Raw genomic sequence first — 24,953 nt, forward strand, 5'->3', positions numbered from 1 at the left:
TATCGGAATCCGGAGATCTTGAGGTCTTACAGCAACACATCCTTCGTTGGGTTGACCAGGAGTGCAAAGAACAAATCAATGCTGGGACTTACGATTCTGCGGTCAGCCTTCGGACTCTTCAGCAGCGCTTCTATGAAACCTTCGTGACTGGCAAACGAAAGTCCGAATACGGAAATTCGATCGATATCACCCGTGTTTTTCCTGGAGAAATCTCTAATCAAGTTGCAAGCAAATTGTTGTTTCAACATCTAATTGACAGACTCGAAGACCGTGACGTCCTTCTTTACGTCTATGACAAGCAGCGCGTCAGGAGCAGAGTAGCCGAAGTGACACGGTACTTCGCATTACTCCGGCAACGATTTGCGGACGAAAGTGACTTCGAGTTCAATCCCAGCCTCACGAAGATGGTGAAGATGGACATCCAGTCTCGTGAAAAGCCAAAGTGGGGCGATGAAGGGATAGATCTTGGGACCAAAATCAGAGAGATTCTGGATGTAACACGGACTGCTTCTCCAGCTGCCGAGTTCGAATCAGCCACTGATACTGAGACTTGGCATGATGCCGCTGAGACCTCACTCCAGCTCATCTACAAATTGTGCAAACGGCGAGATATGACTGGACTCGCGGCATTTCAGGGCCGGTCTTTAGAAGAGCTATTCACCCAATCCATCACACGCGACTCCAGCGATCGTGCACACGTAATCACGGCGAGCACAGGTGGGGGGAAGACAGAGGCATTTCTGTTCCCGATTTTGGCGTACTCTCTAATGGCTAACTACCCCGGTGTCAACGTTGATGGTGTTGACGCTGTCTTATCGTATCCACGAACTGACCTCTGTGATAATCAGTTTGAGCGGCTTGTAGACTACCTATTCGAAATAGAGAATATCATTGAAAACGACGACGACATCCCGTTCAATTCTCTTCCGATATCAATCGCGTTGCAACACGGGAATGGAGATGATACGCACATCGATTGTCCTATCGACGACTGTGATGGCCAGATCCATACCGAAGATATGGAGTGTGAGAAAGACCCCGCCCACTCTCTATCATTTGCCAGAGCAGATAAAGGGGCATCAGCCGACATTATCGTCGTCACCCCAGACACTCTCCATCGCAGGCTGATGGATCATCGGGGATACGATCAATTCTGGAAACATTCGAATCCGCCGAAATTCGTGGTCCTCGACGAAGTTCATGTCTACACCAATCAGTATGGGATGCATGTTGCCAATGTGATGCGACGGTTTCAAGCAGCAATGTCTGCTGTAAATAGCGAACAGTCCCCTTCATTTGTCGCATCAAGTGCAACCATCTCGAATGCCCCTAATTTCACTAAACGGATCTTCGGTGCCGCCGATGCCAAAGAGATCACACCGCGAACTGAGAAAGGAGAAGTCGAAGAGATTGGCTGGGAGTATCTCGTTTTCGTCAAGTCTACCGATCCTCGTGAAGTGCAGGTCCCACAGGGAGAAGCCAAGTATCAACCCCGACAGGACTGGGATGAGGATGACTTCGAAGAGACGAATGTCACTAACCTCTCCTCCATGATCCAAGTCGCCTTCGCGATGTATCACACTATCCTCAAACAGGATCCCCCGGATGGTCCACAGAAGAACAAAATTCTTGGCTTTGTAGACTCAATTGATTCCGTCAAAAGGCTGGGAGATTACATCCAGGACGCGGAGTCTGGGCGAGGCGTCGAAGGGCAAGAGTTGTTCAGACTTCGGAGTCCCGACGCATTCCTCCGCGACGAGGGTGAAGATGGCACGAATCCGGATTGCCCAAAAGGGAAATTCCGTGGCCATGCTGACGATCAGGAGCGAGCTCTCTGTGAACCCTTGCCGCCAAATAAGCATATCAGCCCCTGTCCTGTCTATGAAGCAGGGGAGTGCTGGTGGACGATGACCGGCGAGCTCGATATGGAACCAATGGACGTTTATCTTCACAAGAGTGGACGAACAGAGACTCCTGATGGAAACAAAGTAGACGGCGATGAGTGGGACATGATGGTGACAACGAGTGCGCTGGAAGTTGGGTTTGACCATCCAGGGATTATCGGGACGTTTCAGTACAGGGCCCCCATGAATATCCCTGGATTCGTCCAGCGTAAGGGTCGTGGTGGGCGTGATCCAGGTGACCAGCCCATCTCTGTCGTGGTTCTTGGATCACGTCCCGAAGACGCGTTCTACTTCCATCATCAAGACTTACTGAGCGATCCTGATGAGCGATATCTAGAGATCAAACTCGACGAGGGGAACCAATTTGTCAGGACCGAACATCTCGTCTCAGCGATCTTTGACTATTTGAACCTCTCAGACAATGAAGTAGCGGATGAGGTTTATCGACGATTGCAGATAGACGAGTTAGATGATCGTCTCACGCGTGAAAGATCCGATATTGAAGAGTGGCTTCAGCGGACGTTCCCTGGAGTTGAAGAACAATATATCCAGACTGTACTTGATGAGATTGATGGCTACGTCCAACGGACCAAGGTCCCAATTACTCCAACAGGATTCGGAGACGACATGGAAGCCTTCTGGAAAGCAGCCCGCATCCCAAGAGGAACGAACCGATCTGAACTCGAGAGTCGGTTAGACGACTTAAAATTCAAACGGCGGTTATTCAACGAGATTGCTGAAGGGAACATCAATCTGGGTGACGGAGAATGAGTGGCGCAGATCCGTTTGAAGACGCCTTCGACAAAAACCGCGAAGACCGTCTACGCGATCGTCTTGATGGTTTGATCCAGTATCAGTCTGACCTCCTAGATCGAATCCAAGGTACCCAATTTAGCCCCTACTGCCATATTCCCGATTTATTTGGTCTTGATCCAGAAGCACGCCGTCCGTTTTCAGTCCCCAGTAGCTTCATTCCTGAGCAGGTCGGCGGCAATGTGAGCGTAACGAGTGCCGATGGAGGATTCCTGGCTAGCGAACCCCTTGATCTGATACTCGGTAGTTTCCTCCCGGGTGGATACAAACGGAGATGGGAATTTGACATTTGGACTGGAAATTTTGATCCTTCAGAGGTTGCTGGATTTGCCCAAATCGAGAAAGGGATCGAAGTCCAAGCGCGGGAGCCACTGAGTGTCCTTGTTCCAGATGCCGAGGATGAACAATACACCCCATACCACCACGACGTGGACGAGGTTGGTGTGTATATTCCCAAGGAATTCTATGTCTGGAATCCCAGCGTGAGCGACGATGTAGACATAACGAATTACTTCTGGGACCCTGAACAGAAGTTCATACACAATTTCAAACCAGAGGATGTTCCAGAGGATAAGTTAGTACAACTCAAGAGTGATCCAACTTCGCAATTCCTCTGGTTCAAACATCTGCTTTTTCAGGGGGAAGATGCTACGGTCAAGCAATTAGATGCCCTTTCTGCTGGCTTATTTGAGAAGGCAGAGTTCAACGACGATGCTTCGTTCCTCAAATGCTACTATGCGACTCTATTGACTCTCTATGGTAAGGACCGAACGTTCTCTGATGTTATCCGATATCGCCACGATGGTGATGACCAAACTGCTTTTGTCGGAAGCAAAGAAGACAGTCAAGTCGTCTTATTCAGTCTGGACGATCGGGTCTTATCGAAGACATTGGACACCACTCTCGATCCAAACTCGAAGCTCTTTTCGGATCTTCAGTTTGCTCTCTTGTATCGGAAACTATGGGACCGACTGTTCTTTCAAGAAGAAGCCCTGGAGCATGCGTTCAGTGTAACCCCCTTCTATACTGCACTGGTAGCACTTGACTACACGCTCTTTGCTGCATCTGATACCCCAGATTCGATATTCGAAACAGACCTGGAAACGATTCGCGAGACGCTTCCGAGCTTGGTTCCGGAATCGAGTTCGCGATTGGGTCTACTGGATTATGACGATGCCCAGATTAAGAGGTATATCGCACTCTTTGAGGACGAAGCTGAAGTCATCTCCGAAATCCTCGATGAGTGTCGTAGCGAGGAAGCTGTTTCCCAATTTGCTGAGCACGTCTTGGTCCACTCTCTAAAACATGCCCTCGCATCTTGGGCCGCCGAATTCAGTGCAGGGGGGAATGAGTTCGAAGCCTGGTATGACGTGAATTTCCAGCAGTCAGATCCTGACACAATCCAGATTGGGATCTATGACACGATTCAGGGTGGAGCTGGCGTGAGCAAAGAGGTATTCGATGACATCCAGACGATATCTGACGGAGTGCTTCTCAATGGCATCGCCGAACAGGGTTGCTGTCATATTGCTGCCACCGAAGATACGGCAATTGAGTTACTGGCCGAAACCGAAGGGGGACTTCTATACGACCGGGTTCAAGCCATGGGCCAGTCCACTGATGCGGAGTTCCAATCCACTTTCGAGAGCTTGGGAGACGATCATCGACACACAGAATATGAAGATGTTCGTCCTCAGCTTCGATTACGTCTTGAGTCATTGGCAGAGACTCGAGAACTGACTAGATTTTACAGTGCTGTCGCTGAGGAGTATCAAAGAGTTGAGGAACAAATCGGTCGTACCCCACAACCGGTCGATATAGTGTTCGCTCTGGAAGATCGGACCTTCTTCGATACGCGGGTCCGACAGACCTACGAACGATTTGCAAATCGTCAGTCACAGCGACGCGATCTGAGTGAGGTCGCGGAGCGAGTCGAGGAGATCACAAAACAATGCGTTCGGGCGTGTCCGGACTGTCTTAAACGTCACTCCTGCACGCACCAATATCGGTACCAAGAGCAAATGCTTGACCGCAGATTGTTGACTAGAGCCATTTCATCCTTAGATGGTGATTCCGCATGATATACTCCGCATCAACACTTGCTTCAGACCCATCGTACAATGGTACAGAAGTTACCGTTCGGTGTACCGTCCAAGACGGCCCAAAAACCGGTGACAGACGAGGTAACAAAACGCTCTACGAAATTTCGGTGTCACAAACTGAGTTCGACCGAAATGCCTTCCTTTCGTTCTGGAACGAGGAACCAGAATGGACTGACACCTTCGGAGAGACGCAACCATATGTACGTGATGCAGTTTCTAATGTCCCACTTGAAACTGGGGAAGTCGTCGTAGCACGTGGGATACCCAATACTAACGAGGGGAAATGGTATTTCAATGTAACATCGATAATCATTCGCCAACCAGACACTGCTATCGGAAAAGGTGAGATGCGGACGGCCAGCGAATGTCCACGGATCTATGAACTCGCATTCGACAAGAATGTATACTCTTCTAATTCGTACGATCTCTCACCTGGAGCAGTAAAGGGCAATATTGTCCATGACTTCCTCGAATATGCAGTTAGCACTAAGGAGTATCGAGAACTCTTCAGATCTGGTTGGGCTGAGTCTGATATTGACCAATGTCTCGAGGATGTTCTTGACCGGGAATACTCTCTCAAACTCGCTTTGTGTCGCTTAGCGTGGATCAGTACGAACCAGATCAAGGAGCATGCGATAAGTGCGATAGAACCGCTAGTAAACGACGAAAAGTTCCAGAATATAGTGTCGGATGGGAACAATATAGAGGCTGAAATAGCTCTCTCTGATGCAACGGGGTTCAATGGGCGGGTCGATCTCGTTGTAGATGGAACTCCTTACGATTTCAAAACACACTATCGTGTGTCTGATTCAGAGATTGATAAGCACCGCTTCCAACTTCGTGTTTACCTGTTTGCATTCTTATTAGAGACACTGAAGGCTGGAGAATCGGTTACGGAACATATCGAAGAAGGTGTCGAAGGGCAGCTCGTGTATCCCAACCGAACCGATGTAGATGGAGTACACTACGAGAGGGTACGTCTTCGAGAGCGCGATATTGCTGATATCTTGAGTATGCGGAACGAAGCTATCGTTTTGCGGGAAGGGTTCGGAACTTCAACGACATTCGGTCGAGACTGTGAGGGATGTTCATTCAAGGATCCTACCGTTATCGGTAAAGGGGATTCGGAGGGAAAAAAATTGCCGTCTCCTTGTAAATTTCACTGTCAGTCAGAGCGGCGGTGGGACTGCTTCGAGACGGATGACACTGGCGAGGTTGTCTCACAGTGCCAGTTATTCGGGGAGTGTGACCAACGGCTTGAGTACCGAGACCCATCGACGACTGATCATTTCAACCAACTCAGAAACGCGCTGAGTGATGAACGGGAGGCCCGGATGAGACTCGGCAGTAATTTAGACCGACTCGAGAACGAGACACTTGAACAGGCTGGACTGCGCATCCCTGAGTTGACTGTTGATACATTGGATGGTGGTCAACGTCTCATCCTGAACAGTGACAGCGAAGTCATACCCTCTTTCCAACCCGGTTCGAACGTCCGACTCTCTCGTGAAGATAGTGAATACTACCTCTCAGTGATCTATTATGGCAAAAGCGAGGATAAGATTATTTTTGAGTTGGACGGTCATCCACCCAGAGGATTTTTCGACCCAACCGCGACTTACGTAGCGACACTAACACTCTCAGCGGCACAATTCCCGAGAGATCTCCTCGGACAGGTGGATTATATTCAGAGGTCTGGCATATCACCAGTACTGGAACGTAAAAACCCAGCTTCGGACGCTCGAGAGACACTCCTACCCACTGAACTAGATGTACTTGAAAATTGCTTGGGAAGCGAGAGCATATACATTGATGTCCCTGTTCGCCGGGAAAGACTGGGCTTGATAACAGAACTCATTGAGATTATCACATCTTATTCGTATCAGGTGCCCGATGAAGAACGATCAATTCCGGATTCAGAGCAGCGGGTGTTGGTTTTGAATGGAGTTCCCGATTTGACTGATGATATTGCTGAGCAATTGAGTGGAGTTTCTGGATATGTGCGGATGGATGGCTTCGCGGATCCGGATACTGCATCTGTAACGCCCAAGATGAGTGGGCACGAAATCTACGAAGCTCTGGAGAGTTCTCAAGTGATCGTTTCTTCCCTGCATTATGCGCTTTCAGATCACGTCTTCCATGGAATGGAGGATGGTGATAAGAACGCTAGAACTCACTCGGAGAAGTTCTTTGACACTGTCGCACTGGTCGGTGCTGAGACACTGACAGAACCCCAATTCCATTTCTTGAGTAGTCTTGCTGATCGGTTTGTAGCTATTGGAGATGTCCACCGGCGTGGGCCAGAGCTTGTCAGTGGAAATGCCAGAGAATCCTCTCTCGGCGAGGCATACTTTTCGCGAGCGTTCAAGCACTACGCATCGGTCGAGAGCGACAATTGTGACAGCCTCCAAGTTCCGGCTGAACTGCCAGGTGAGATGGAAGACATCTTCAGCCGGCTTGATTTCGCGGCTGAACAAATACCCGGTTCGGTCGATTTCGTTGACGCTGGTGGGGAAGCGACTACCGCGATCTCGTCAACGACGATTGAAGAAACTATTCCACGAGCAGACGAGCAAAACGAGGCGCGATATATTCGTCTTGAACCGATCGAGAGTGTTGACGCATTGCAGATTTCCTACCGGCTTGAGCAAATTCGCACGCTTGACGCTGGTGATCTCACGATCCAGAATGAATACACGCTTCAGGATATTCGATTCAGAATCTTGACGAACAACCCGATCGACGGTGACTCCCACCAACTGGAGGTTAATGTCCCAATTGAATCCACTCCGTATCTTCACCGACACCTGCTTCAGAATAGTGCTGAGGTTGAGACCGTAGTCGATGTCTGTCAATCCGATCAGCCCGATATAGTTGTGACGCCCTTCGTCGCACACGCTAACTCAATCCGAGATGCATTTCGAGAAGAAAATATGAACGTACCCGTCAAACTCCCTTCAGAGCTTGATGGAAATATCAGGAATGAAGTTGTTGTCAGCACTGCTATTGCTGACGAGAATCGTGCTGTCTCCCCACCAGTGAGTGAGATTGAGACACTCTACACAGTGTTGAGCGCTGCACAAGACGTTACGATCGTTGGGGATAGAACTACACTTGAACGGAACTCGGTATTTAGTTCGATTTTATCCGACAATGATGTAATGTGACGGGAAGTAGTAATAAATGTGATAATTAATTAACTAGTCATACTCGGAATGGCTGATGGATGGTCGCGTTCTCCTACTTCTCAGCGGGCTATCAACTTCTCGAGGACGGCTTCCGTAGCTTCATGTATGCCGTCGAGATCGGTCCCAGAGATTTCGCAACTGAACTCGTTCAGAGGTAGGCAAGAATACCTAATATACGATCGGAACCGTGGTCCTCGAGGACCTGGAGAAGGTCGGAATAGTCTCTGGACGGACATTCTAACTGTACAAAGCCGTCAGGATATCACCTCTCGTACTGTTTCTTCTTTGATGTGGGTTCGCGATTCGTTGACAGCACGATCGAGCGCGTAACTGCAGATCGATAACGCCTGGCGGACGTTTCCATGGGAATGCTGAAGGATCAACTCCAAACTATCCTGGGTGAACAGATCGTCGACACTTACCTGCCGATCACTCACAATCTCGAGATATGACTCGACCAGGGCCTCGAGATCTTCGTCAGTCATCGGTCTGAGTGCGACTTCGCGTCCGATGCGTTCCGAAAAGGCATGATACTCGCTCATGATGTCTTGCCAGACCTCCGGCGCACAACCGAACATCATACTCAGGCCGGTACTGTTCTGATCCATCAGGTGACGGATGCTGTTGAGGGTGGCTTGCTCGTCCTTCGGCGATTGCCTGGCAATGCTCTCGAACTCGTCAATGAACACGAACACACCCGTGTACTCAAGTTCAAGCAACAACCGCTTCAAGGATGTAAACGCTCTGACACCCATTGTATCGTCATCCAACGCGGTGTGGATCTCCATTTCTTTGCGTTGCTCGTATCGGATCCCCTCGGCCGTGAGCCACTGCCACGCGTAGAGGTTCGTATCCTCATACACCATGTGAATGATCGCCCTTGCGAAGTCGGCGAACTTCGTCACGTCACTCAACTGTTGGACGGCTGCGGGCACGAGCTCGGACAGGAGTACCTCACCGTCGTCGATCGCCATCTCCATCGCTGTTGCATCCTCGATCTCAACGTCAATCTCCTTTTGAGCAACGTGGGCTAGGAACTCGTAGGCGATCGATTGGACCCGGTCGAATCCCAGGTCATACATGAACTCGTGATAGATATCGAGGAAGCCATCTCCCGGCTGTGCCACGTAGCCGACGACGATATCGGATCGATCCCGGACGAGCGATCGGGCGTACTTCAGCGTGTGTGACTTGCCGTTCCCGTACTTGCCCGTGACGACAAGGTGTTTCGACTTCCCGGTCCCTAACACGGTCGACACCGTATCACTGACGGCCTCCGCGACGTGATCCTGACCGCAGTAGACGGTCGGATCGTCTGCTGGGACGGGGCTGTACGGGAACGGATTCTCTTCAAGTCCAAGCAGCGAGTAGTCCTGGGGTTCGTCCGTGATGTCGAAGTTGTCCGAGTTCATTGGTCTGTGTACTGAAGGTTCTCGTCGTGAATCGCGAGGTAGTAGTACTGTTTGTCGTGCAGTTCGACGCCGCGCATCACCTGCTCAGAAGTGTGCTCCGTCGAGACGAGACCGTCCTCGTCGGTGAAGCCCAGTTCCTTGATCCCGAATCGTGCATCTTTGGCTCCGGTGTCGATCGGGGCACCGGAGAGCTCGATCCGGCCGACGTTCTGAGCGGCCAGGTCGACGAGCCCCTCGTCGAAGACGTCACGAGGAAGTTCATAGGTCTCACAGAACGCTTCTCGTAATTCCGGGATCGATACGTACCGCTGCTGGAGGTTGACGCCTGCCGTCTCCTCTAAGGATTTGACGGAGGCTACCAGCGCCGTCGGGAACTCTTTCGGGAGTGATCTGTTCGTGGGTGTGTAGAGCAGTCCTGTGAAGACGTTTCGTTGGATGGCGCCCAGTCGCTGTCCCCAGTCACAGAGTAGGTCGATTGAGGTCTCGTTGAAATCGTACTGGGACGGGGTGGATGTCTCCAGTTGACCCAGGAGATCCGATGTCGAGATTGGACCGTCAGATTCGACACGATCGATGAAGGCGCCGTAATGTGGACTCTGGTCCTGGAGGATTCGATCCGTTGTGTTCCAGTCCTCGGCCACCACTGATTCCAAGAACTCGCTTCCGTCCGTGGTGAGCCGGTAACGATCGGGACCTTCATCCGTGATCTCCAGGAGTCCTAGTCGGACTGCTTCAAGGATGATCTCTCGTGTCCGTCGGTGCGTCGTGTCGAGTTCAGTGGCGATGTCTTCGTCAGTTGGCCGGTGATCCTCGGTTAGGAAACTTGCCTCGACCAGCCGTGCAAGAGTGACGGGGCGAACAGTCGATCGTCCCGAACTCATGCTAACCTCCGCACCTGCTGTTTCGCCGTCTCGAACGCCCTCGCGGTGACCTCGTTCCCCTGGAATCGGAGATCCAGATAATCCTCGATGTCTTCGCCCGCCTCGACCATATACCGGAATCGGCGGAGTTCAGTAGCCATCGCCCAGAGATTGTGGCGGGTGAGGAGGCTCCGATCCTCCCTGATCGCATCAAGCGTTCGGGTGCCACAGACAGGGCACGAGCAGGGGAGGTACTCCAGTTCCTCGATAGTCCGAAGCGTTTGACCGCCGAAGCCGGGAAGCAGGTAGTTTCGGTTGCCAGCGCTTCGGATGAAGGCCGAGGAATCGAAGCTATCGACGCCGAGATAGAGCAACAGTGGCTGATAGACGATGCCACCCAATCCGTAGACGTGAAGGTGCTTGTCGGTGGCACGCCTCGCCGCAAGAATCAGTTTTGTCACTTTCGTGTAATCAGTGCGAATGGGAACAAGACTCCCGAGTGCATAGCCGTCGAACTCGCCGTGCTCCTCGAGATACTTGATTCCATTATTGACAGTTTCTGGATCATATCCGTGAACGCTGCCAAAGAGGAGGGCCTCAACGTCGTGTAACTGGCTTGCCTGCACCGCACGCTGGATGTTCGCTTCGATGATTTGCTCGTTAATGGTGCTTCGACGATCCCGATCCAGGGGTACGTCGACGGTCCCGAAGATGTCGGCATTCAAACGTTGTTGGGTTCGGAACGTCTCTTCTGGTGTCGTATCGAGTTCGGCGGATGAAAAGTCGAATCCACCGCTATCGGCGAATACGATCGTTGAATCGGGCACGTCCATCGCATCACGTAGCGATGTTCCTGATTCGATCTTTTTCCAGACTGCCTTGCGTTGTCTGATCGCCCGAGCGTTGACCATCGCTGTGTTGAACTCCGGGATCGAATCCGTGTATTCAGGCGTGTTGTCAGATACCCGTTTCCCGATGTTCCGGACAGGGAAGAGCACAGGCGTCTCGATGGACCCGTTCGGCGTTTGTACCGTTCTTCGTCGGTATAACATCGACGCGAGCGGATAAGCTGAGCTCACACTTATAGCTTTGCGTGGTCAAAGTAATCAGCGACACAGCAAAGTTAAGCACCTCTTCGGGAAGGCAGGAATATGGGATACGAGGGGGTACGTGAGGTCATTTGCTCGAAGTGGGCACTAGAGATACTGGCAGTGCTCGCCGACGGCGGGCCCCAGAACTTCACCGACCTCGAGTCGACACTGGATGCCTCGAGTGATACGTTGACGAAGCGATTGCGGTTCCTCGAATCCACAGGGTTTGTGGAGCGCCAGGAGTTCTCGTCGAAAAATGTCGCCTACACGATCACAGACGAAGGGCAGGCGTTTATCACTGACCTCCAGAAACTCGAGTCGACGTACGAACTATAAGGTGCCCAGATCGCCAAGGTTCGACTGGCAGTCCTCCTCCTCGCGGCAGAGGACCTCGATAGTGTCGGCGTCCAGTGGTCCATTTCGCTTCCCGAGGCGCGACGCAAACTGCTTGAGATAGGTCCCTTTCAACTCAATTACAGTCACACCATGTCGTTTGGCCTCCTTGGTCCGTGCGGGGATCGAGACTACGTTCTCCAGGTTCTGGTCGTCCTCGCGGTTGAATACGACGATGGTAGTTCCATCTGGGATCGCTGCATACACGCGATCAAGATCGAGCGTAGAGTAGTAGTCTGCCCCAAGTGGGAGGAAGACGATGTCGAATATATCCGTCACGCTGATCTGCTCAACGACTGCCGCTGTAATTCCGAGCTCCCTGCTTCGTTGCTGGATCGTCTCGCTTGACGCTCCACTGAAGGTCGCGTCGTAGGGGGGAAGTTCGTCAGTTTCATCGACGAGTCCAAACCCCGCGCTGATGAACCATCGCTGCACCTCGTGGCCGTTCTCGCGCAGAATCCGTACTGCATCGGTGATTCGGCGCTGTTGTTTTCCCGCGTAGAGTTCCCGTGCCGGGATCCCGTCAGAATCAGTTTCCTGAAGGATTTCAGAGGGCGCTCGGCCGTCCTGCTCGGCGTCGATCATGGAGGTACTCTCTGGGACGGATTTCGATGCCGAACACTGATCGATGATCAGGATCCGCACGTCAGTAGTCACCCAGGCCTGCCTGGTGTGGAATGTGTGCGAGCCAGTTCTCCTCATAGCCGACAGCAGAGAGAACTTCCGCCCGCGCGGTCAAGGGTGATCCAATCACGGTGACTCCGTCTGGGACCTCTGTCGGCATAATTGTCTCCTCTGGATCGAGGACATACACTGACGAATACCGCTCGGTCGTCCGAGCGAGGGTTTGTTTGATCCCGCCAGGATCGAGCGAGACGCTTCCCGGCGCATCCTCCCACCACTCATGCACGCCTGTAGCATCGAACACGCCGAGTTCAACAACAGGCAGATCGTGGATTGCCTCCCAACACTCCGGCACGGTCCGTTTGAGATACGACTCGACGGAGTTCGCACCGAAGAGGTCGGTATCTGCCTGAACGAGCACGGAAATCTTCGGCAGTTCGCGTTCGAAGACGTCGTAGAATCTTCGCGTGTTGTGGAACCCCCGCCGCCTGTTCCGGTTGTTTCCACGGAAGATCGCGACCTCGATTCCGAGATCTTCACAGATCGGACAGCCACACTCCTCCCAGGGCCTCGCTTTCAACGTCTCCTGGTAATCCTCGAAGAGATTTCGATCCTGAATGCGTTCACTCCCCACATACGCTTCGAGGACGGTACACACCGTGTCGTAATGTTCGGAGTGAGCGGAACGGTCGGCGACTTCCTCGGCAGTTCTCGGGAACGTAGAAAGGGTACTCGCAGCAGTGTCCAGAAGTTGCTGGTACCGGTGGAACTTGATCGGATCCTCGGCGTCATCTTCGCGGAGCATGCCGATGAGCTCGCGCCGGAACCCCTTCCCGAATGAAGCAAACAGGGCCTTGCTGTGGGAGTAATGGTCCCGGAATTCCCGTCGGACGTCACGGACGTACTGCTGATCGAATCTGGCGTCGTGGCGATGGTTGATCAGATACGTTTCGAGACCGTCTAAGGCTCCCCATGCTCGGTCGAACGTGGATTCGATCGCGGGCGCGATGGGCTTGTGGTCGTCGTACGCGCGGAGAGCGGCCAGTATCTCCCGAGCCCAGAGTGCCGTTTCGATCGCACTCGACAGCGAGTCGCCTGCTGGTGGATAGCGAACCCGGATCGCGTCGTATTTGTCGTCGGGGGTGAGGTGGTAGTTGTTCCCGCCAGTCCAGGCAGCTCTTAGCATGCTTGCGCTATCGAAACTCGCCATTCCGCTCCGCCCGACCGTCTCGAACGCCCGTGTTTTCGCGAACCCGAACACGTGGCAGTCGACGCGCGTGTCATGCTCACGTTCGAAGGTGGAAATCCTCCGGCCGACTTCGGCGACGATCCGCTGCACGTTGCGGACTGAACTCCCGGCGACGCCCCCGATTCCGACGTATTGGTATCCTGTGTCAAGTAGCCCCGAAACTGCCTCGCCATAGCTCTCGGGGTCCCAACCCTGGAACGCGGCCATCAACCGGAACGAGTAGTCGCCCGCCTCGTAGAGTTCGCCCATCTCACGGGCATTGTCGAGTGTCAGATCGTACCGGATTTCGTTGTCGTTAGGTCGATACACCATCCGGGGATCATTTCCCCAGCGCTCGATGAGTTCCTCCCAGGGCCCACGGAAGTCATCGATGCCAATCAAGTTGGCGTCAACCGATCCGGTGATTGACGGATTGTGCTGCTCGACGTACTCTGGCCAAGTGTCTGGCCACTCACTAACCATCAAGTCCACCATGTCTGTCACCGAGTCCGGGATTGCATCGGTGTCAAATGAGTCGTCGAGGTAGGTTTCGTCGAGATACAACCGGGGCTGCTCAGGATCCTCCCCAAGAATGAGGTGGTCGATCGTCACCCCGACGTCGACATCGAGAGTCTCGTAGAAATCGAGCATGCCCTCGTTCGAGTACGGCGGAAATGGGAGGCCCTTGTATCCCCAAGCACCGCAATCGCTGATCGTAGGGAGCCACTCCGGAATCGAGAGTTCCGGATCGTCGTAGACACCGTATGAGGTCAACCGGTCGAACTTCTCTGGGCTCCCTTCGACCTGCTCTCGAGAAATTAGCACACCGTCGATCGGCGTCGAGGCTCGATCAAACACGTCCCAGATGTACTCCCGGGACCGCTCGGATTTCTCCAAGACCGAGAGTTCGTCGTGGACGAAATCGTACTTTGCGTCCACGGCGTCATCCCATTCAGGGACGTAGAACCTCACGCTAGTTTGTCACCGGAGCGTCGTTTTCTCCCTCGCCTCATAACCCTCACCATCCAATCTCGAAACCATCCAGGCAAACACATTTCAGCTGGGGGCAACAAAAGCGATCCATCCATGCCACTGATCTCGCAGGAGACGGTTCTCACCGATGTCGAGCACATCCTCGGAAGTGGCGGGGGGACGCTCGATTTCGCCGTTGCAGGGGAGAACTCCTACTACACCTGGCACGGCGTTGAGGATGCGGAGTGGTCTGTCGAAGGAGTGGAGAGAGTCGAAAACGATGACGAAGACCGCTTCCTGATCTATCCGGAAGGCGATTTTTTCACCTGTGAGATCGGAGCCGACGGAGAGGAACACAATTCCGGCCCTGTCCACTGCTACTCCGAGTGACTGGCCTCCCTCCAGAGCACGGACGACGAGACTCAAAGATTCGATCTATTCGTCCTCGGCCCGTCCCTGCCGTTCGTCGATTTCGTCGAAGATATCGAGTGACTTCCGGATCGACCCTCTGATCGCTTCGCTTCGATTGACGAACTTCTTCCCCTCGCCGACGTGCTCATCGAGATCCTCCAGCAGTTCGTCTGGAATCTCGACGCTCACCTTGGCCATAGATAATCTTAGAGGAAGGAGACATTAAGGTTGGGTGCGACTGTCTCACCCCCTCTGTACTGCGATTTACTAGGTTTCTGTCCGTCGTTCTATAGGTCCCGGTATCTTTATTGGACTGCTGGATAATCCTGAGATATGCCCCGAGGATTATCTGAAGCAGTCTCGAGTAATATAGAGCTCGCCGAAGCCGGGGACCGTACCCTCCGCATCGGGGATGATTCCCCGCTCAGAATCAGCACGGGCCATCGGATTCGCCACCACGAGGGCAAGTGTTCACGCCCGCACGGGCACAACTACGAGATCACGATCGAAGTGACTGGGACGCTCACCGAGGAAGGATGGGTCGTCGACAAGGGGGTCGTCACCGACATCGTCGACGAGTGGGATCATCGCTTCCTGCTCGAGAAATCCGATCCACTGGCCGACGCGTTCGAGGAAGCCGGCGAAGGGGAGAGTCTCCTCCTCTTGGACCATCCGCCCACGGCCGAGGTGATGTCACTCGAACTCGAGCGCAAACTCGAGGCTGAGCTTCCCGAGAACGTCTCGGAGGCTTCCGTCACCGTTCGAGAGACCGGCGAACTCTGTGCCACCTACTGATGCCGGTCGCAACGGACGTCAGTGACGTCGGATCGGAGGCCTCGCCGGAGGCAGCGGCGCTCCCGATCAACGAACTGTTCTACTCCCTCCAGGGCGAGGGAAAACTCGCCGGCGTACCGTCAGTCTTCGTGCGAACGTCGGGATGCAATCTCCGCTGTTGGTTCTGTGACTCCTACCACACTTCCTGGGAACCCACCGGCGCGTGGCTGACGATCGACGAACTCGTCGACGAGATCTCGGAGTACAAAGCGGCCGAACACGTCGTCTTGACCGGCGGCGAGCCGATGATCCACGACGCCACCGAGCAGTTGCTCCAGGAACTCGATGATCGAGGCTTCCACACGACCGTCGAGACCAACGGGACGATCTACCGGGAGGCGCCGATCGACCTCGCCAGCATCAGCCCGAAGCTCACAAGTTCGACCCCCACCGAAGAGTTGGATCCAAAGGGCGAGGGCGAGTGGGCCGAGCGCCACGAGAACCGTCGGATCGACATGGACGCGCTGTCCGGCCTCGTCGACGCGTACGATAGCCAACTCAAGTTCGTCGTCACCGATCCGGACGACATGGCTGAAATCGAGGATCTGTTCACCCGCCTGCAGGAGACTACGGACGCGGAGATCCACAACGACGACGTCCTGCTCATGCCGGAGGGGAGGACACGTGAGGAACTCGACGAGCGACGGGAGTCGGTTGCCGAGCTCGCACAGGAACACGGTTACCGATACACGCCTCGGTTGCACGTCGACCTCTGGAACGACGCACCGGGGACATAGATGACTGACAAACAACTCCACTACGAGGACACGACGACCGAACCGACATCGGATAGCGAGATCGATCTCGAGAAGGCCCGGCAGGGAACGCGACTCCTCCTCGAAGCCGTCGGCGAGGATCCCGACGAGGCCCCACTGACCGAGACGTGGGAGCGCCGGGTTCCCGAGATGTACGAGACCCTGACCGAGGGGACGCGAGAGACTGCAAAACCGGATCTCCGAACCTTCGAGGCCGAAACCAACGAGTTCGTCGTCAAGACGGAGATCCCGATCTACAGCCTCTGCGAGCATCACATGCTCCCGTTCTTCGGCGTTGCCCACATCGGCTATCGACCTGATGAGGAGATCGTTGGCCTCTCGAAACTCCCCCGGTACGTCCGTTGGAAGTCACGGCGACTCACTACACAGGAGCGCCTGACTGCTGACATCGCTGGGGGACTGTACGACGAACTCGACCCTGAGTCCGTGATCGTCGAGGTGTCTGCCACGCATCTCTGCGAAGCGATGCGTGGCGTCGAAACCCGAACGGAGACGACGTCACGAGCGACCGGGGGAGAGCTCAGCGACAGCGACCGAACGCAGTTCGATAACATCCTCAGCAACCTATGAGCGAAAACGCAGTCATCCTGGTATCCGGCGGGATGGACAGTGCCACGGCCGTCTATGAAGCGATGGATCGGGGGTACGAGCCGTACTTCCTGCACACCTCCTACGGCCAGGAGACCGAAGACAAGGAGCGAGAGTGTGCCCGCGCTCTCGCCGACGAGGTCGACGCTACAGACTTCCTCCATGTAGCCACCGAACACCTCTCGGTGATCGGCAATTCGAGTCTCACAGACGACGAAATCGACGTCGCCGAAGCCGATCCCGACGCAGAGGGGATCCCGACATCTTACGTTCCCTTTCGAAACGCGAACCTGCTCTCGATGGCGGTATCGTACGCCGAGGCCAACGACTGTAGCGCCCTGTTCATCGGCGCCCACTCTGAAGATTTCGCCGGCTACCCAGACTGTCGACCTGAGTTCTTCGAGGCGTTTCAGCAGGTCATTAACGTGGGGACCAAGCCCGAGACGGAGATCGACCTCGTTGCTCCGTTCGTGGAGTGGTCGAAGACGGATATCGCCGAACGCGGTCTTGAACTCGATGTGCCTTACGAGGTCACTTGGAGTTGCTACCGCAGCGAGGAACCGGCGTGTGGCAACTGCGACTCGTGTTCGTTCAGACTAGAGGCGTTTCAGCGTGCTGGTGCAAAAGACCCGATTGAGTATGAATGATGGTATATCTCTACATGATGATGGTATTACACCCGATTTCCTTCCATGGTGTCCATTTCGTGGTGCCAATGACCTATGTGTGGCAGTATAATTAGAACTCTGTCAGCATACATTGATTAACACAAAGATTATAATAATGTGTAACAAAAGAGATGTATGGAACATAAGGTCAAGCGCTTGAGGCAAACTTCGTATCGAGATAGTCTTTCATCAAATGAATTCAAGGAAACCACGGAATACATTTCTCGTGTTCTTGGGGATGGGACTGTAGCCCGCGACATTGAGTGTAGATTGCGCGGAATGGAGTTGATGGCTCGTTTTGTAGTTCAATCCTTTGAACTTTCAACGACGGAAGAGCGAGCCATTGCTCGATATCTCGAGGACCAACGAAACCTTCTAAACAGCCTTGAGGAGGAAATCGATACGGCATATACAGAGGATCTGGTAGAGAAATAATTAGGTGCCGTTTCACCTCTCGAGGGAATTTCGTGGGAGACGTACCTTTACGGGATTTTGTGTGTGTTGAAGAAGAAGCAGGCATTTCCTTCGACTCCTACCCTGAATAGTCGCTGTCGAGGAGGGACGTGTGGAGAGGCTATCGCTTGATTGCCGGTTGCCGTTCGCTCGAATATGGGTGATGAGGATCAGTCGCTCGTGTCCACCGGGGGTCATTGATGGAATCCAGGGATTGGCTGGGGGGTGCCCTGTATCTGGTGGAGGGTAGTGAAGTAGTGTTGATTCGGCATTAGACGGAGTCGTCGTATATACAAGCGCTCCCGTGCGCTTGAGGCCACGTCCCCGAGCGCTTGGGCGTGAGTTCTCTTCCGTTCAAACGTTGTATGTTTGGGCGTCTAGAACACACCAGTTCGTTTGCTCACGTCCAACATGTCTGTGCCATCATGTACACGTAATACTATGCCCGCCAACAGCGCCTGCGCTCGACCGTGCCCGTGCTCGTCCATATCGCATGCGATGCCCGCACACTCACGAGCGACGTGTACGAACGCTTGCGGCGGTACAAGAGCGCCCGAGAGGGCAAGGGAGCTCGGGAACGTTCGAGAGCCTGGGAGCGTGCGCGAAGATTGTTCCACGTTCGAAGTATATCCAGGATGATATCTGCTTTATATTCGATTTCGAGCGATATCTACTTGTGCTAAAACTGCTACTGGAATACGCGCTCGTCTGCGCAATGATGGTACCTCTCGGATTTGTTTCAGTCAAGCTGACGTACTGGGGTTTGGCGATTGTCACCGCAATCAGCGGTTCCTACACGATGCTCGAATCCAAAGATGCAGCGGATGTCTGGGCCACTGGGTTTGACACAACTCTGAATATCTGGACATTTGCTCCGAGAGTGATTGATTCGATGATTACACACGGTGCGCAGAGTGGAGACCCGATGACCCTGATTATCTATTCGCTGGTCGGGATTTTGCCGATTATTCCATACGGCGTGGGTGTTGCGCTCGGTCTCCTATACTATCCCGACCTCTGGTGGGCAGGATTCATCTGGGGTTTGATTTTCAGATCCGTAGTATGACGGCTATTCGTCTTTCCCGAACTCAGCCAGAGCACATTCTGACAGACCAAACCCCACTCTGTGGTGCGACTTGCACCGACGCAAACACCCGCACGGTCGAGCACGACGTGGACCCGCTCACGAGTACGAGCATACACGCTTGTGCATTATGCGTGAGCGTGTGGGAGCGTATTAGAGAAAATATAGAACGAACAGAAACAGTTCGATGCGTAGTCGATAGAATCGGTGATGGTGAAATCTGGAAGTGCGCCGAGGTCGTCCCCATAGGCCAAGCTCGGAAACTGGCTCATCCGCACGCTGAATCAGGTGTCCCTGCCTGCCCTAGCTGCTACGAGTGGGTTCGAGGAATCGAAGAGAACGACGTGACGACGAGCTACGAAGCTGCCGCTCAGTGGGATTGAAAACCGAAGACGAAGGGGGACCCCACTACAGGTCTCGTCGGTGCCGACTAACTTTCAAGAGTTAGTCTTAACCGACTATCTAGTAAGATGCGATCCAAGGTTATTAAACCACTGTTGGTCGGTATGAGGATTAGCACATATAGTGGGATTCGGCAACCCCCATCGACCCCTGCTAAAAAAGGATTGTACGCCACAGCCAGGCTTTGTAACGGCTGTATTCGCTTTGCTGTTGTGGTGGGGGGGTGGGGGGTAAAATAGGGTGTAGGGAAGACAAAAATATAATTATTATTATAAGTAATAATTACGACGTCTAGAAAAAAGTGGAACGGAACCCGCCCACAATTCTACCCCCCTCCCCCCCCTGTGCTGTCAATATTTTTATGCCATTAGCAATTCAGACCTTCTCTCTACTGTTTAGATGGGGGCAATGGGGGCGGGCAGATTTGACATATAAGTTTGGCGGAGGGTATATAAGGCATCTCTATAATTTTATATTCGAAGTATGATAGAACCCACTACAGTCGCTGAGGAGGTTGTATCGATTACCAACTGCAAGTACTTGTTCGGAGAATCAAAATACGGTCGTGACCCGGGAGCGATTGACGCTCTGGATAACATCGTAGATTTGGATGATGGCTCAGACATCATTCAGTTCGATACACAAGCTATCCAAACTCTCGCTTCGGAAGCTGGTGAAGGATTTGTATTCAGTCAACAGGACCTCTATTACGTCAAGTCACTCGCACACGAGACTGATGGTGTCATCGACGCACATGTGACGGATACTCCGTCAGACTATCACACACGTGTTGAAGACCTGCGAGCAACCGACGTAGGTTCTCTTGTCAGTATTGAGTGCCGAATCAACAATCGAACTGACAATTATGGAGTGGTTGGGGAAGCGGTATTTCGGTGCCCTGATTGCGTGCAACGATATTCGAAATATCAAACAACAGATTCGATGACTCTTGATGAACCGAATGGATGTGAATGTGGCCGGTCTAATCTCGAATATGTGAAAGATGCATCCGAATTTGTCGATACCCAACAGCTAGTGATTCAGGATTTGCATTCAGTCGCTTCATCACCTGAACCCGCTGAAATCCGTGTTAACGCACATAATGCGCACGTGGGTGAGATTGAAGCAGGAGAGACTGTCACTGTCCACGGTATTGTTCGAACAACTCGCAATGAGCAGCGAATGGCTATGAAGAGTGACCTGTACCTGCAATTAGCTGGAGTTGAGCACCACGATACAGATTATCGGGGAGTCACCATCACTAATGATGACGAAGAGCGAGTCGAAGAACTAGCTGCATCGGACGCTGCTCACGAGCGGTTCGCCCAATCAATCGCACCAACGCTATCCGGTGATTTTTGGTTGGCTCGGCACACAATCGCTATGCAACTCTTCGGTGGGGTTGGTCACGATGACACGGACAAATATCGCGAGCACATCCACGCCGGATTTATTGGTGACCCGGGAACTGGTAAATCGACGTTAGCGCAGGCTGCACGGGAGATTGCACCCAATTCTGTTTACCAATCAGCAGACAACTGCAGTGAGGTCGGGCTGACCGCCGCTGTAACTCGTGAAGATAGGTTTGATTCGTCAGAATGGACACTCTCAGGCGGTGTGTTGGTTCGAGCAGACAAAGGAATGGCAATCATCGACGAACTAGATAAAGCGCCTCACTCGGTCCAGTCGTCGTTACAGGCTCCTTTGAGTGAGCAGGAAGTTTCAGTGAGCAAAGGGCCAATCAATGCGTCTCTGCCTTCCCGGTGTTCCGCACTAATTCTCGCAAATCCGGAGAACGAACGGTTCAGCATGCATCGTCCGATTGTGGAACAGTTCGACATGAATCCTGCAATCTTCGACAGGATGGATATTCTCGTCCCCTTCCTCGATGCACCCGATGAGAAAGCGGACGCTGAAATGGCTGAAGCTATCCTTGACCGTGCAGCAGGTGAAACTCCTGACGTTCTCGAACCTGACCTACTCACGAAGTGGGTTGCACATGCTCGTGAGACGTGTGAACCTGAACTGACAGAGGATGTTCGTGAGCATCTGAAGGATGAATGGGTGGGGCTTCGGTCCCTCTCTGAAGGTTCCCGAGTCGCTGTGGGGGCTCGACACCTGGACTCGCTAATTCGTCTTTCCGAGGCATCCGCAAAGCTCCGACTGAGCGAGACGGTCGATATCGAGGATGCTGAGCACGCAGTAGACATGATGACTCAGTGGATGTCCCAACTGATGACGGACGTGTCTGGCGATTACGACGTTGATATCGTCTCTGGCAATTCGGCTTCGAAGCGGGAACAGGAAGAGGTAGTCTGGGCGGTCCTCGATGAGCTAGATGGTGAAGCTGAGCGTTCCACAGTAGTGGCATCGGTCGTTGAGAACATCGATGCTGAGTCTACGGATATTCAGCAGGTCATCAACAAGCTGGTCGGTCGAGGAGACCTCAATCAGGATGACGGCTACCTGTATGATGGTGATAGGCAATGACGCTTCACGATACCATCGCTTGCTCGGAATGCGGTTACAACCGAGTTGAAGTTACAGACAAAGCGGGTGATTGGATTCGAGTTGAATGCCTGAGGTCTGAGTGTGGCCATGCAGCAGACCGGATGACATCGGCTGGGCATCGAGACCTGACGACTCAGCCTTGATACTGGCTGATTTCGGATTGATGCACTTCTTCTGGATTGTTACCGGGCTCGACCTTCTGGTTCAATTGGTGATATAGAATCGCTTGTCGAATGTGCTTGCAGCGTTGCTCTTCGGGCGATTTCTTCCGAGGGTCTACACTCAATTCGTGATATTCCTCGCACCCGCAAGCTGTTTCATCCCACTGCCTGACCCCGTTTTCAGCTTCGATTAGGACGACTTCGAACACGCCGTGCTTGTACCTGAATGTCTGACCCATCCTGTGATTGGAGGATGTCTCCGTTTATGAATATCCTATCTTATTCCGAACATAAATCCAATGGGATAAGAAGTTGTAGAAGGTGTATGGACTTATCAGAATTTCTAAGTAAAGGCAAATTCGCACCGTGTATTGGGGACGATGACGGCTGGTACTATTGCCGTGACTGTCACTCGAAGTTCTTTGCCAAACCCGGTTACGTAGTAGACTTAGAGCGTCATAATCGAGATTGTCCGACGACAGACGACTTCATCGAATTTGAAAACATAGAGAATGCATAACTCAGACCTCCGAAAACGCCAAATTTACAAAAATCTTTTGATTGAATCTAATTATGGAGAACACCTGTTATCGAACATAATATATTACATAGTTTAACATAACCGGAACCGCACCAACGACACCCGCTCATGGACCTTCCCCTTGAACAGGACCAATGGACCTACGCTCTTTTGCGAGTGTCTGCTTTTCTCAGAATTTGCTCCTAAGGGCTTCTAAAGCTTGATTGAAGCCAATGATGATTTACAGCGACCAAACACCAAGCATATATGTATAGGTTTCTGAATTAGATTTGCAATGACAAGTGAAAACCGAGAAATGGATGGTGATTTTGACGTAACTATCCCTGACCTTGACGAAGACAATGGTGAGGTAGAGATTCCAGAGTACACCCGTAAAGAAATGAACCTCTCTGGTATCCGTGAGGGTATCCAAGAAGAACTCAATCAACTAGAGTTGGAGATGTACGAGCAGTGGCGAAAGGAATTCTCCCGCTGGGCATTTCACATGGGCAAAGAACCCGAATATGTCGAGGGATACTCTGCAAGCTCAATGTATAACATCGTCAACAGTGTCGAGAAGTTTGCTGAGTGGCTCTACACGAATCACGGGTTCACCACGAAATGGAAGCAAGAGCATCTTGATGCGTACTGGGTTCGGGTGCTTCAGAAGAATGATAACCAGGTCGGGACGAATCGACGCAACATCAACAACGTTGCACTGGTCCTCAAACACCGTGGAGAAGACTACAGTATCCCGAATTCTGAGTCTGTCTACAGGAAGATAAACAAGGAGGAGGCGACTGGATTTGAGGATTATTTCTCCCCCAAAGAGTTGACTGCAGTCAAGCAAGCAGCACTGCGCTTGTATGCAGTCCCCCACCGTGACGAACTCTCCGCTGATGAGATTGATGAGTGGTCCGTCGATATCGCCCAGCGCCTCGGAATTCCTAAGCACGAACTGTCTGAAGAGGACTGGAGGAGTGCATCTTCATACAAAATCCCGAGCCTCATCTACGTATGCGCCGATGTTGGCTTCCGACCAACCGAAGTCAATGCATCTCAAATGACGTGGTTAGCGTTGGATGATGAGGATGACGCCCGGTTGCAGATTCCCAAGGACGAAGACAGCAAGGAGGGAGACAACAATTGGCGTTGTGTTCTCTCTACAGAGACCGCCCGACTCCTTCAGCTATGGTTGGATGAGCGGGAGAGCTTAGACAAGTACGACGAAGGAGGCTCTATCTGGCTGAATAGGCACGGGAACCCATACAATGCAGGGAGCACGAGAGAAATCGTGCAAAATCTCATGCAAGAGGCAGGGCTGGATATCGAGAACCGAGAGAATGGCCTCTACATGATTCGACGTGCTGTGGGGACTCAGATTGCCAATGAGAAGGGTCTAAGTGCAGTCATGGAACAGTTGCGAATCAACTCCATGGAGACTGCTCGACGTTACGTTCAATCCAATGAAGAAGCCCTACGGGACTGGATGGACAAAAGATAGTCAATGACACTACGTGATGAAGTTTGGAATGAGGTTCTGACTGTGCTCAAGAGCCGGGGCAAATTCAAAATTAGCGAACTCCCTTTCGAAGAAGAGCAACGTCACACTGTACGCCGTGTGCTCCGTGAGATGGAGTCGCTAGGTTGGGTAACCCGAGAGAGTCAACAGGCTGCTATCTGGCGGATTGGTAGCAAGGCCGAGTTGATTCTCGACCTCGACGAAGACACAATCGAAAATAGCAAGCAATAACCACACCAAATATGATTCTGTTTTCTATTTCTACTGTTTCTCTAAATATTACACTATACGCCTTCTACTGGTCAATCTGCGGTCTTGAGAAATCAATACTTGACCAAATCTGCTAAGGTCTACCCAATTACCCTCTCACGGCAATGACCAGGGTTCGAATCCCTGTCGGAGCACTCCTCCCCTCCTCCTTCCGGCGATTTAGTCT

The 24,953-nt window shown here is 52.7% G+C and carries 19 protein-coding genes; 12 read left to right on the top strand and 7 right to left on the bottom strand.

The features are described from left to right. Nucleotides 1-143: 143 nt before the first annotated feature. Genes ACZ5KP_RS13260 through ACZ5KP_RS13270 form a run of 3 tightly spaced genes read left to right on the top strand, consistent with a single transcriptional unit; the run spans nucleotide 144 to nucleotide 7,986 of the window. Entirely contained in the window at nucleotides 144-2,675 is a 2,532-nt protein-coding gene (locus tag ACZ5KP_RS13260) for a DEAD/DEAH box helicase (RefSeq protein ID WP_460918287.1), read from the top strand. Further along, a complete protein-coding gene (locus ACZ5KP_RS13265) occupies nucleotides 2,672-4,798 on the top strand; it encodes a hypothetical protein (protein ID WP_460918290.1) in 2,127 nt (708 codons plus the stop codon). Before ACZ5KP_RS13260 ends, ACZ5KP_RS13265 begins: the two co-directional genes overlap by 4 nt. Then, nucleotides 4,795-7,986, top strand: a complete 3,192-nt coding sequence (locus ACZ5KP_RS13270) for a hypothetical protein (protein ID WP_460918293.1) — start codon at nucleotides 4,795-4,797, stop codon at nucleotides 7,984-7,986. The genes ACZ5KP_RS13265 and ACZ5KP_RS13270 overlap by 4 nt, the downstream gene beginning before the upstream one ends. A 275-nt stretch (nucleotides 7,987-8,261) precedes the next feature. Here the strand turns inward: ACZ5KP_RS13270 and ACZ5KP_RS13275 are convergent, their stop codons facing one another. Genes ACZ5KP_RS13275 through ACZ5KP_RS13285 form a run of 3 tightly spaced genes read right to left on the bottom strand, consistent with a single transcriptional unit; the run spans nucleotide 8,262 to nucleotide 11,331 of the window. Then, nucleotides 8,262-9,419, bottom strand: a complete 1,158-nt coding sequence (locus tag ACZ5KP_RS13275) for a BREX system ATP-binding domain-containing protein (protein ID WP_460918295.1) — start codon at nucleotides 9,417-9,419, stop codon at nucleotides 8,262-8,264. Further along, nucleotides 9,416-10,300 (bottom strand): hypothetical protein, encoded by an 885-nt coding sequence (locus tag ACZ5KP_RS13280; protein WP_460918297.1) that lies wholly within the window; start codon nucleotides 10,298-10,300, stop codon nucleotides 9,416-9,418. Before ACZ5KP_RS13280 ends, ACZ5KP_RS13275 begins: the two co-directional genes overlap by 4 nt. Beyond that, nucleotides 10,297-11,331 carry a tRNA-guanine transglycosylase gene (locus tag ACZ5KP_RS13285; protein ID WP_460918300.1) on the bottom strand — a complete coding sequence of 345 codons (1,035 nt, stop codon included), beginning with the start codon at nucleotides 11,329-11,331 and terminating at the stop codon, nucleotides 10,297-10,299. The genes ACZ5KP_RS13280 and ACZ5KP_RS13285 overlap by 4 nt, the downstream gene beginning before the upstream one ends. A gap of 99 nt (nucleotides 11,332-11,430) precedes the next feature. Between ACZ5KP_RS13285 and ACZ5KP_RS13290 the strand changes: the two genes are divergently transcribed. After that, nucleotides 11,431-11,706, top strand: coding sequence for a winged helix-turn-helix transcriptional regulator (locus tag ACZ5KP_RS13290; protein WP_460918302.1), 276 nt, complete (start codon nucleotides 11,431-11,433; stop codon nucleotides 11,704-11,706). Here the strand turns inward: ACZ5KP_RS13290 and ACZ5KP_RS13295 are convergent. Both ACZ5KP_RS13295 and ACZ5KP_RS13300 read right to left on the bottom strand, forming a co-directional pair. Further along, entirely contained in the window at nucleotides 11,701-12,348 is a 648-nt protein-coding gene (locus tag ACZ5KP_RS13295; RefSeq protein WP_460918304.1) for a hypothetical protein, read from the bottom strand. The genes ACZ5KP_RS13290 and ACZ5KP_RS13295 overlap by 6 nt on opposite strands. Nucleotides 12,349-12,409: 61 nt before the next feature. Further along, nucleotides 12,410-14,587 carry a queuine tRNA-ribosyltransferase tRNA-guanine transglycosylase gene (locus ACZ5KP_RS13300; protein ID WP_460918306.1) on the bottom strand — a complete coding sequence of 726 codons (2,178 nt, stop codon included), beginning with the start codon at nucleotides 14,585-14,587 and terminating at the stop codon, nucleotides 12,410-12,412. 114 nt (nucleotides 14,588-14,701) lie between these two features. Here ACZ5KP_RS13300 and ACZ5KP_RS13305 point away from each other — a divergent pair, with 114 nt between their 5' ends. Further along, complete coding sequence (locus ACZ5KP_RS13305) at nucleotides 14,702-14,977, top strand: hypothetical protein (RefSeq protein ID WP_460918308.1); 276 nt, start codon at nucleotides 14,702-14,704, stop codon at nucleotides 14,975-14,977. Between the two features lie 45 nt (nucleotides 14,978-15,022). On the opposite strand, the gene ACZ5KP_RS13310 is transcribed toward ACZ5KP_RS13305, so the two are convergent. Next, nucleotides 15,023-15,196 carry a CopG family ribbon-helix-helix protein gene (locus ACZ5KP_RS13310; protein WP_460918309.1) on the bottom strand — a complete coding sequence of 58 codons (174 nt, stop codon included), beginning with the start codon at nucleotides 15,194-15,196 and terminating at the stop codon, nucleotides 15,023-15,025. A 135-nt stretch (nucleotides 15,197-15,331) separates the two neighbouring features. Here ACZ5KP_RS13310 and ACZ5KP_RS13315 point away from each other — a divergent pair, with 135 nt between their 5' ends. From ACZ5KP_RS13315 to ACZ5KP_RS13340, 6 genes are all read left to right on the top strand, one after another. After that, a complete protein-coding gene (locus tag ACZ5KP_RS13315) occupies nucleotides 15,332-15,793 on the top strand; it encodes a 6-pyruvoyl trahydropterin synthase family protein (protein ID WP_460918310.1) in 462 nt (153 codons plus the stop codon). Then, on the top strand, nucleotides 15,793-16,569 hold the full coding sequence (locus ACZ5KP_RS13320) for a 7-carboxy-7-deazaguanine synthase QueE (protein WP_460918311.1): 777 nt from the start codon (nucleotides 15,793-15,795) through the stop codon (nucleotides 16,567-16,569). Before ACZ5KP_RS13315 ends, ACZ5KP_RS13320 begins: the two co-directional genes overlap by 1 nt. Then, nucleotides 16,570-17,178, top strand: a complete 609-nt coding sequence (folE, locus tag ACZ5KP_RS13325) for a GTP cyclohydrolase I (protein WP_460918312.1) — start codon at nucleotides 16,570-16,572, stop codon at nucleotides 17,176-17,178. Then, nucleotides 17,175-17,843 carry a 7-cyano-7-deazaguanine synthase QueC gene (queC, locus tag ACZ5KP_RS13330; RefSeq protein ID WP_460918313.1) on the top strand — a complete coding sequence of 223 codons (669 nt, stop codon included), beginning with the start codon at nucleotides 17,175-17,177 and terminating at the stop codon, nucleotides 17,841-17,843. Before folE ends, queC begins: the two co-directional genes overlap by 4 nt. A 1,189-nt stretch (nucleotides 17,844-19,032) precedes the next feature. Continuing rightward, nucleotides 19,033-19,383 (top strand): hypothetical protein, encoded by a 351-nt coding sequence (locus tag ACZ5KP_RS13335; RefSeq protein ID WP_460918315.1) that lies wholly within the window; start codon nucleotides 19,033-19,035, stop codon nucleotides 19,381-19,383. Nucleotides 19,384-20,286: 903 nt separating this feature from the next. Further along, nucleotides 20,287-22,293 carry an ATP-binding protein gene (locus ACZ5KP_RS13340; RefSeq protein WP_460918316.1) on the top strand — a complete coding sequence of 669 codons (2,007 nt, stop codon included), beginning with the start codon at nucleotides 20,287-20,289 and terminating at the stop codon, nucleotides 22,291-22,293. 154 nt (nucleotides 22,294-22,447) lie between these two features. Here the strand turns inward: ACZ5KP_RS13340 and ACZ5KP_RS13345 are convergent, their stop codons facing one another. Then, nucleotides 22,448-22,714: a hypothetical protein gene (locus ACZ5KP_RS13345; RefSeq protein WP_460918317.1), complete on the bottom strand. Its 267-nt coding sequence runs from the start codon at nucleotides 22,712-22,714 to the stop codon at nucleotides 22,448-22,450. 576 nt (nucleotides 22,715-23,290) lie between these two features. On the opposite strand from ACZ5KP_RS13345, the gene ACZ5KP_RS13350 reads away from it, so the two are divergent. Further along, nucleotides 23,291-24,499: a tyrosine-type recombinase/integrase gene (locus ACZ5KP_RS13350; protein WP_460918318.1), complete on the top strand. Its 1,209-nt coding sequence runs from the start codon at nucleotides 23,291-23,293 to the stop codon at nucleotides 24,497-24,499. The last annotated feature ends 454 nt before the right edge of the window (nucleotides 24,500-24,953 follow it).

It is taken from the genome of Salinarchaeum chitinilyticum (assembly GCF_055390775.1).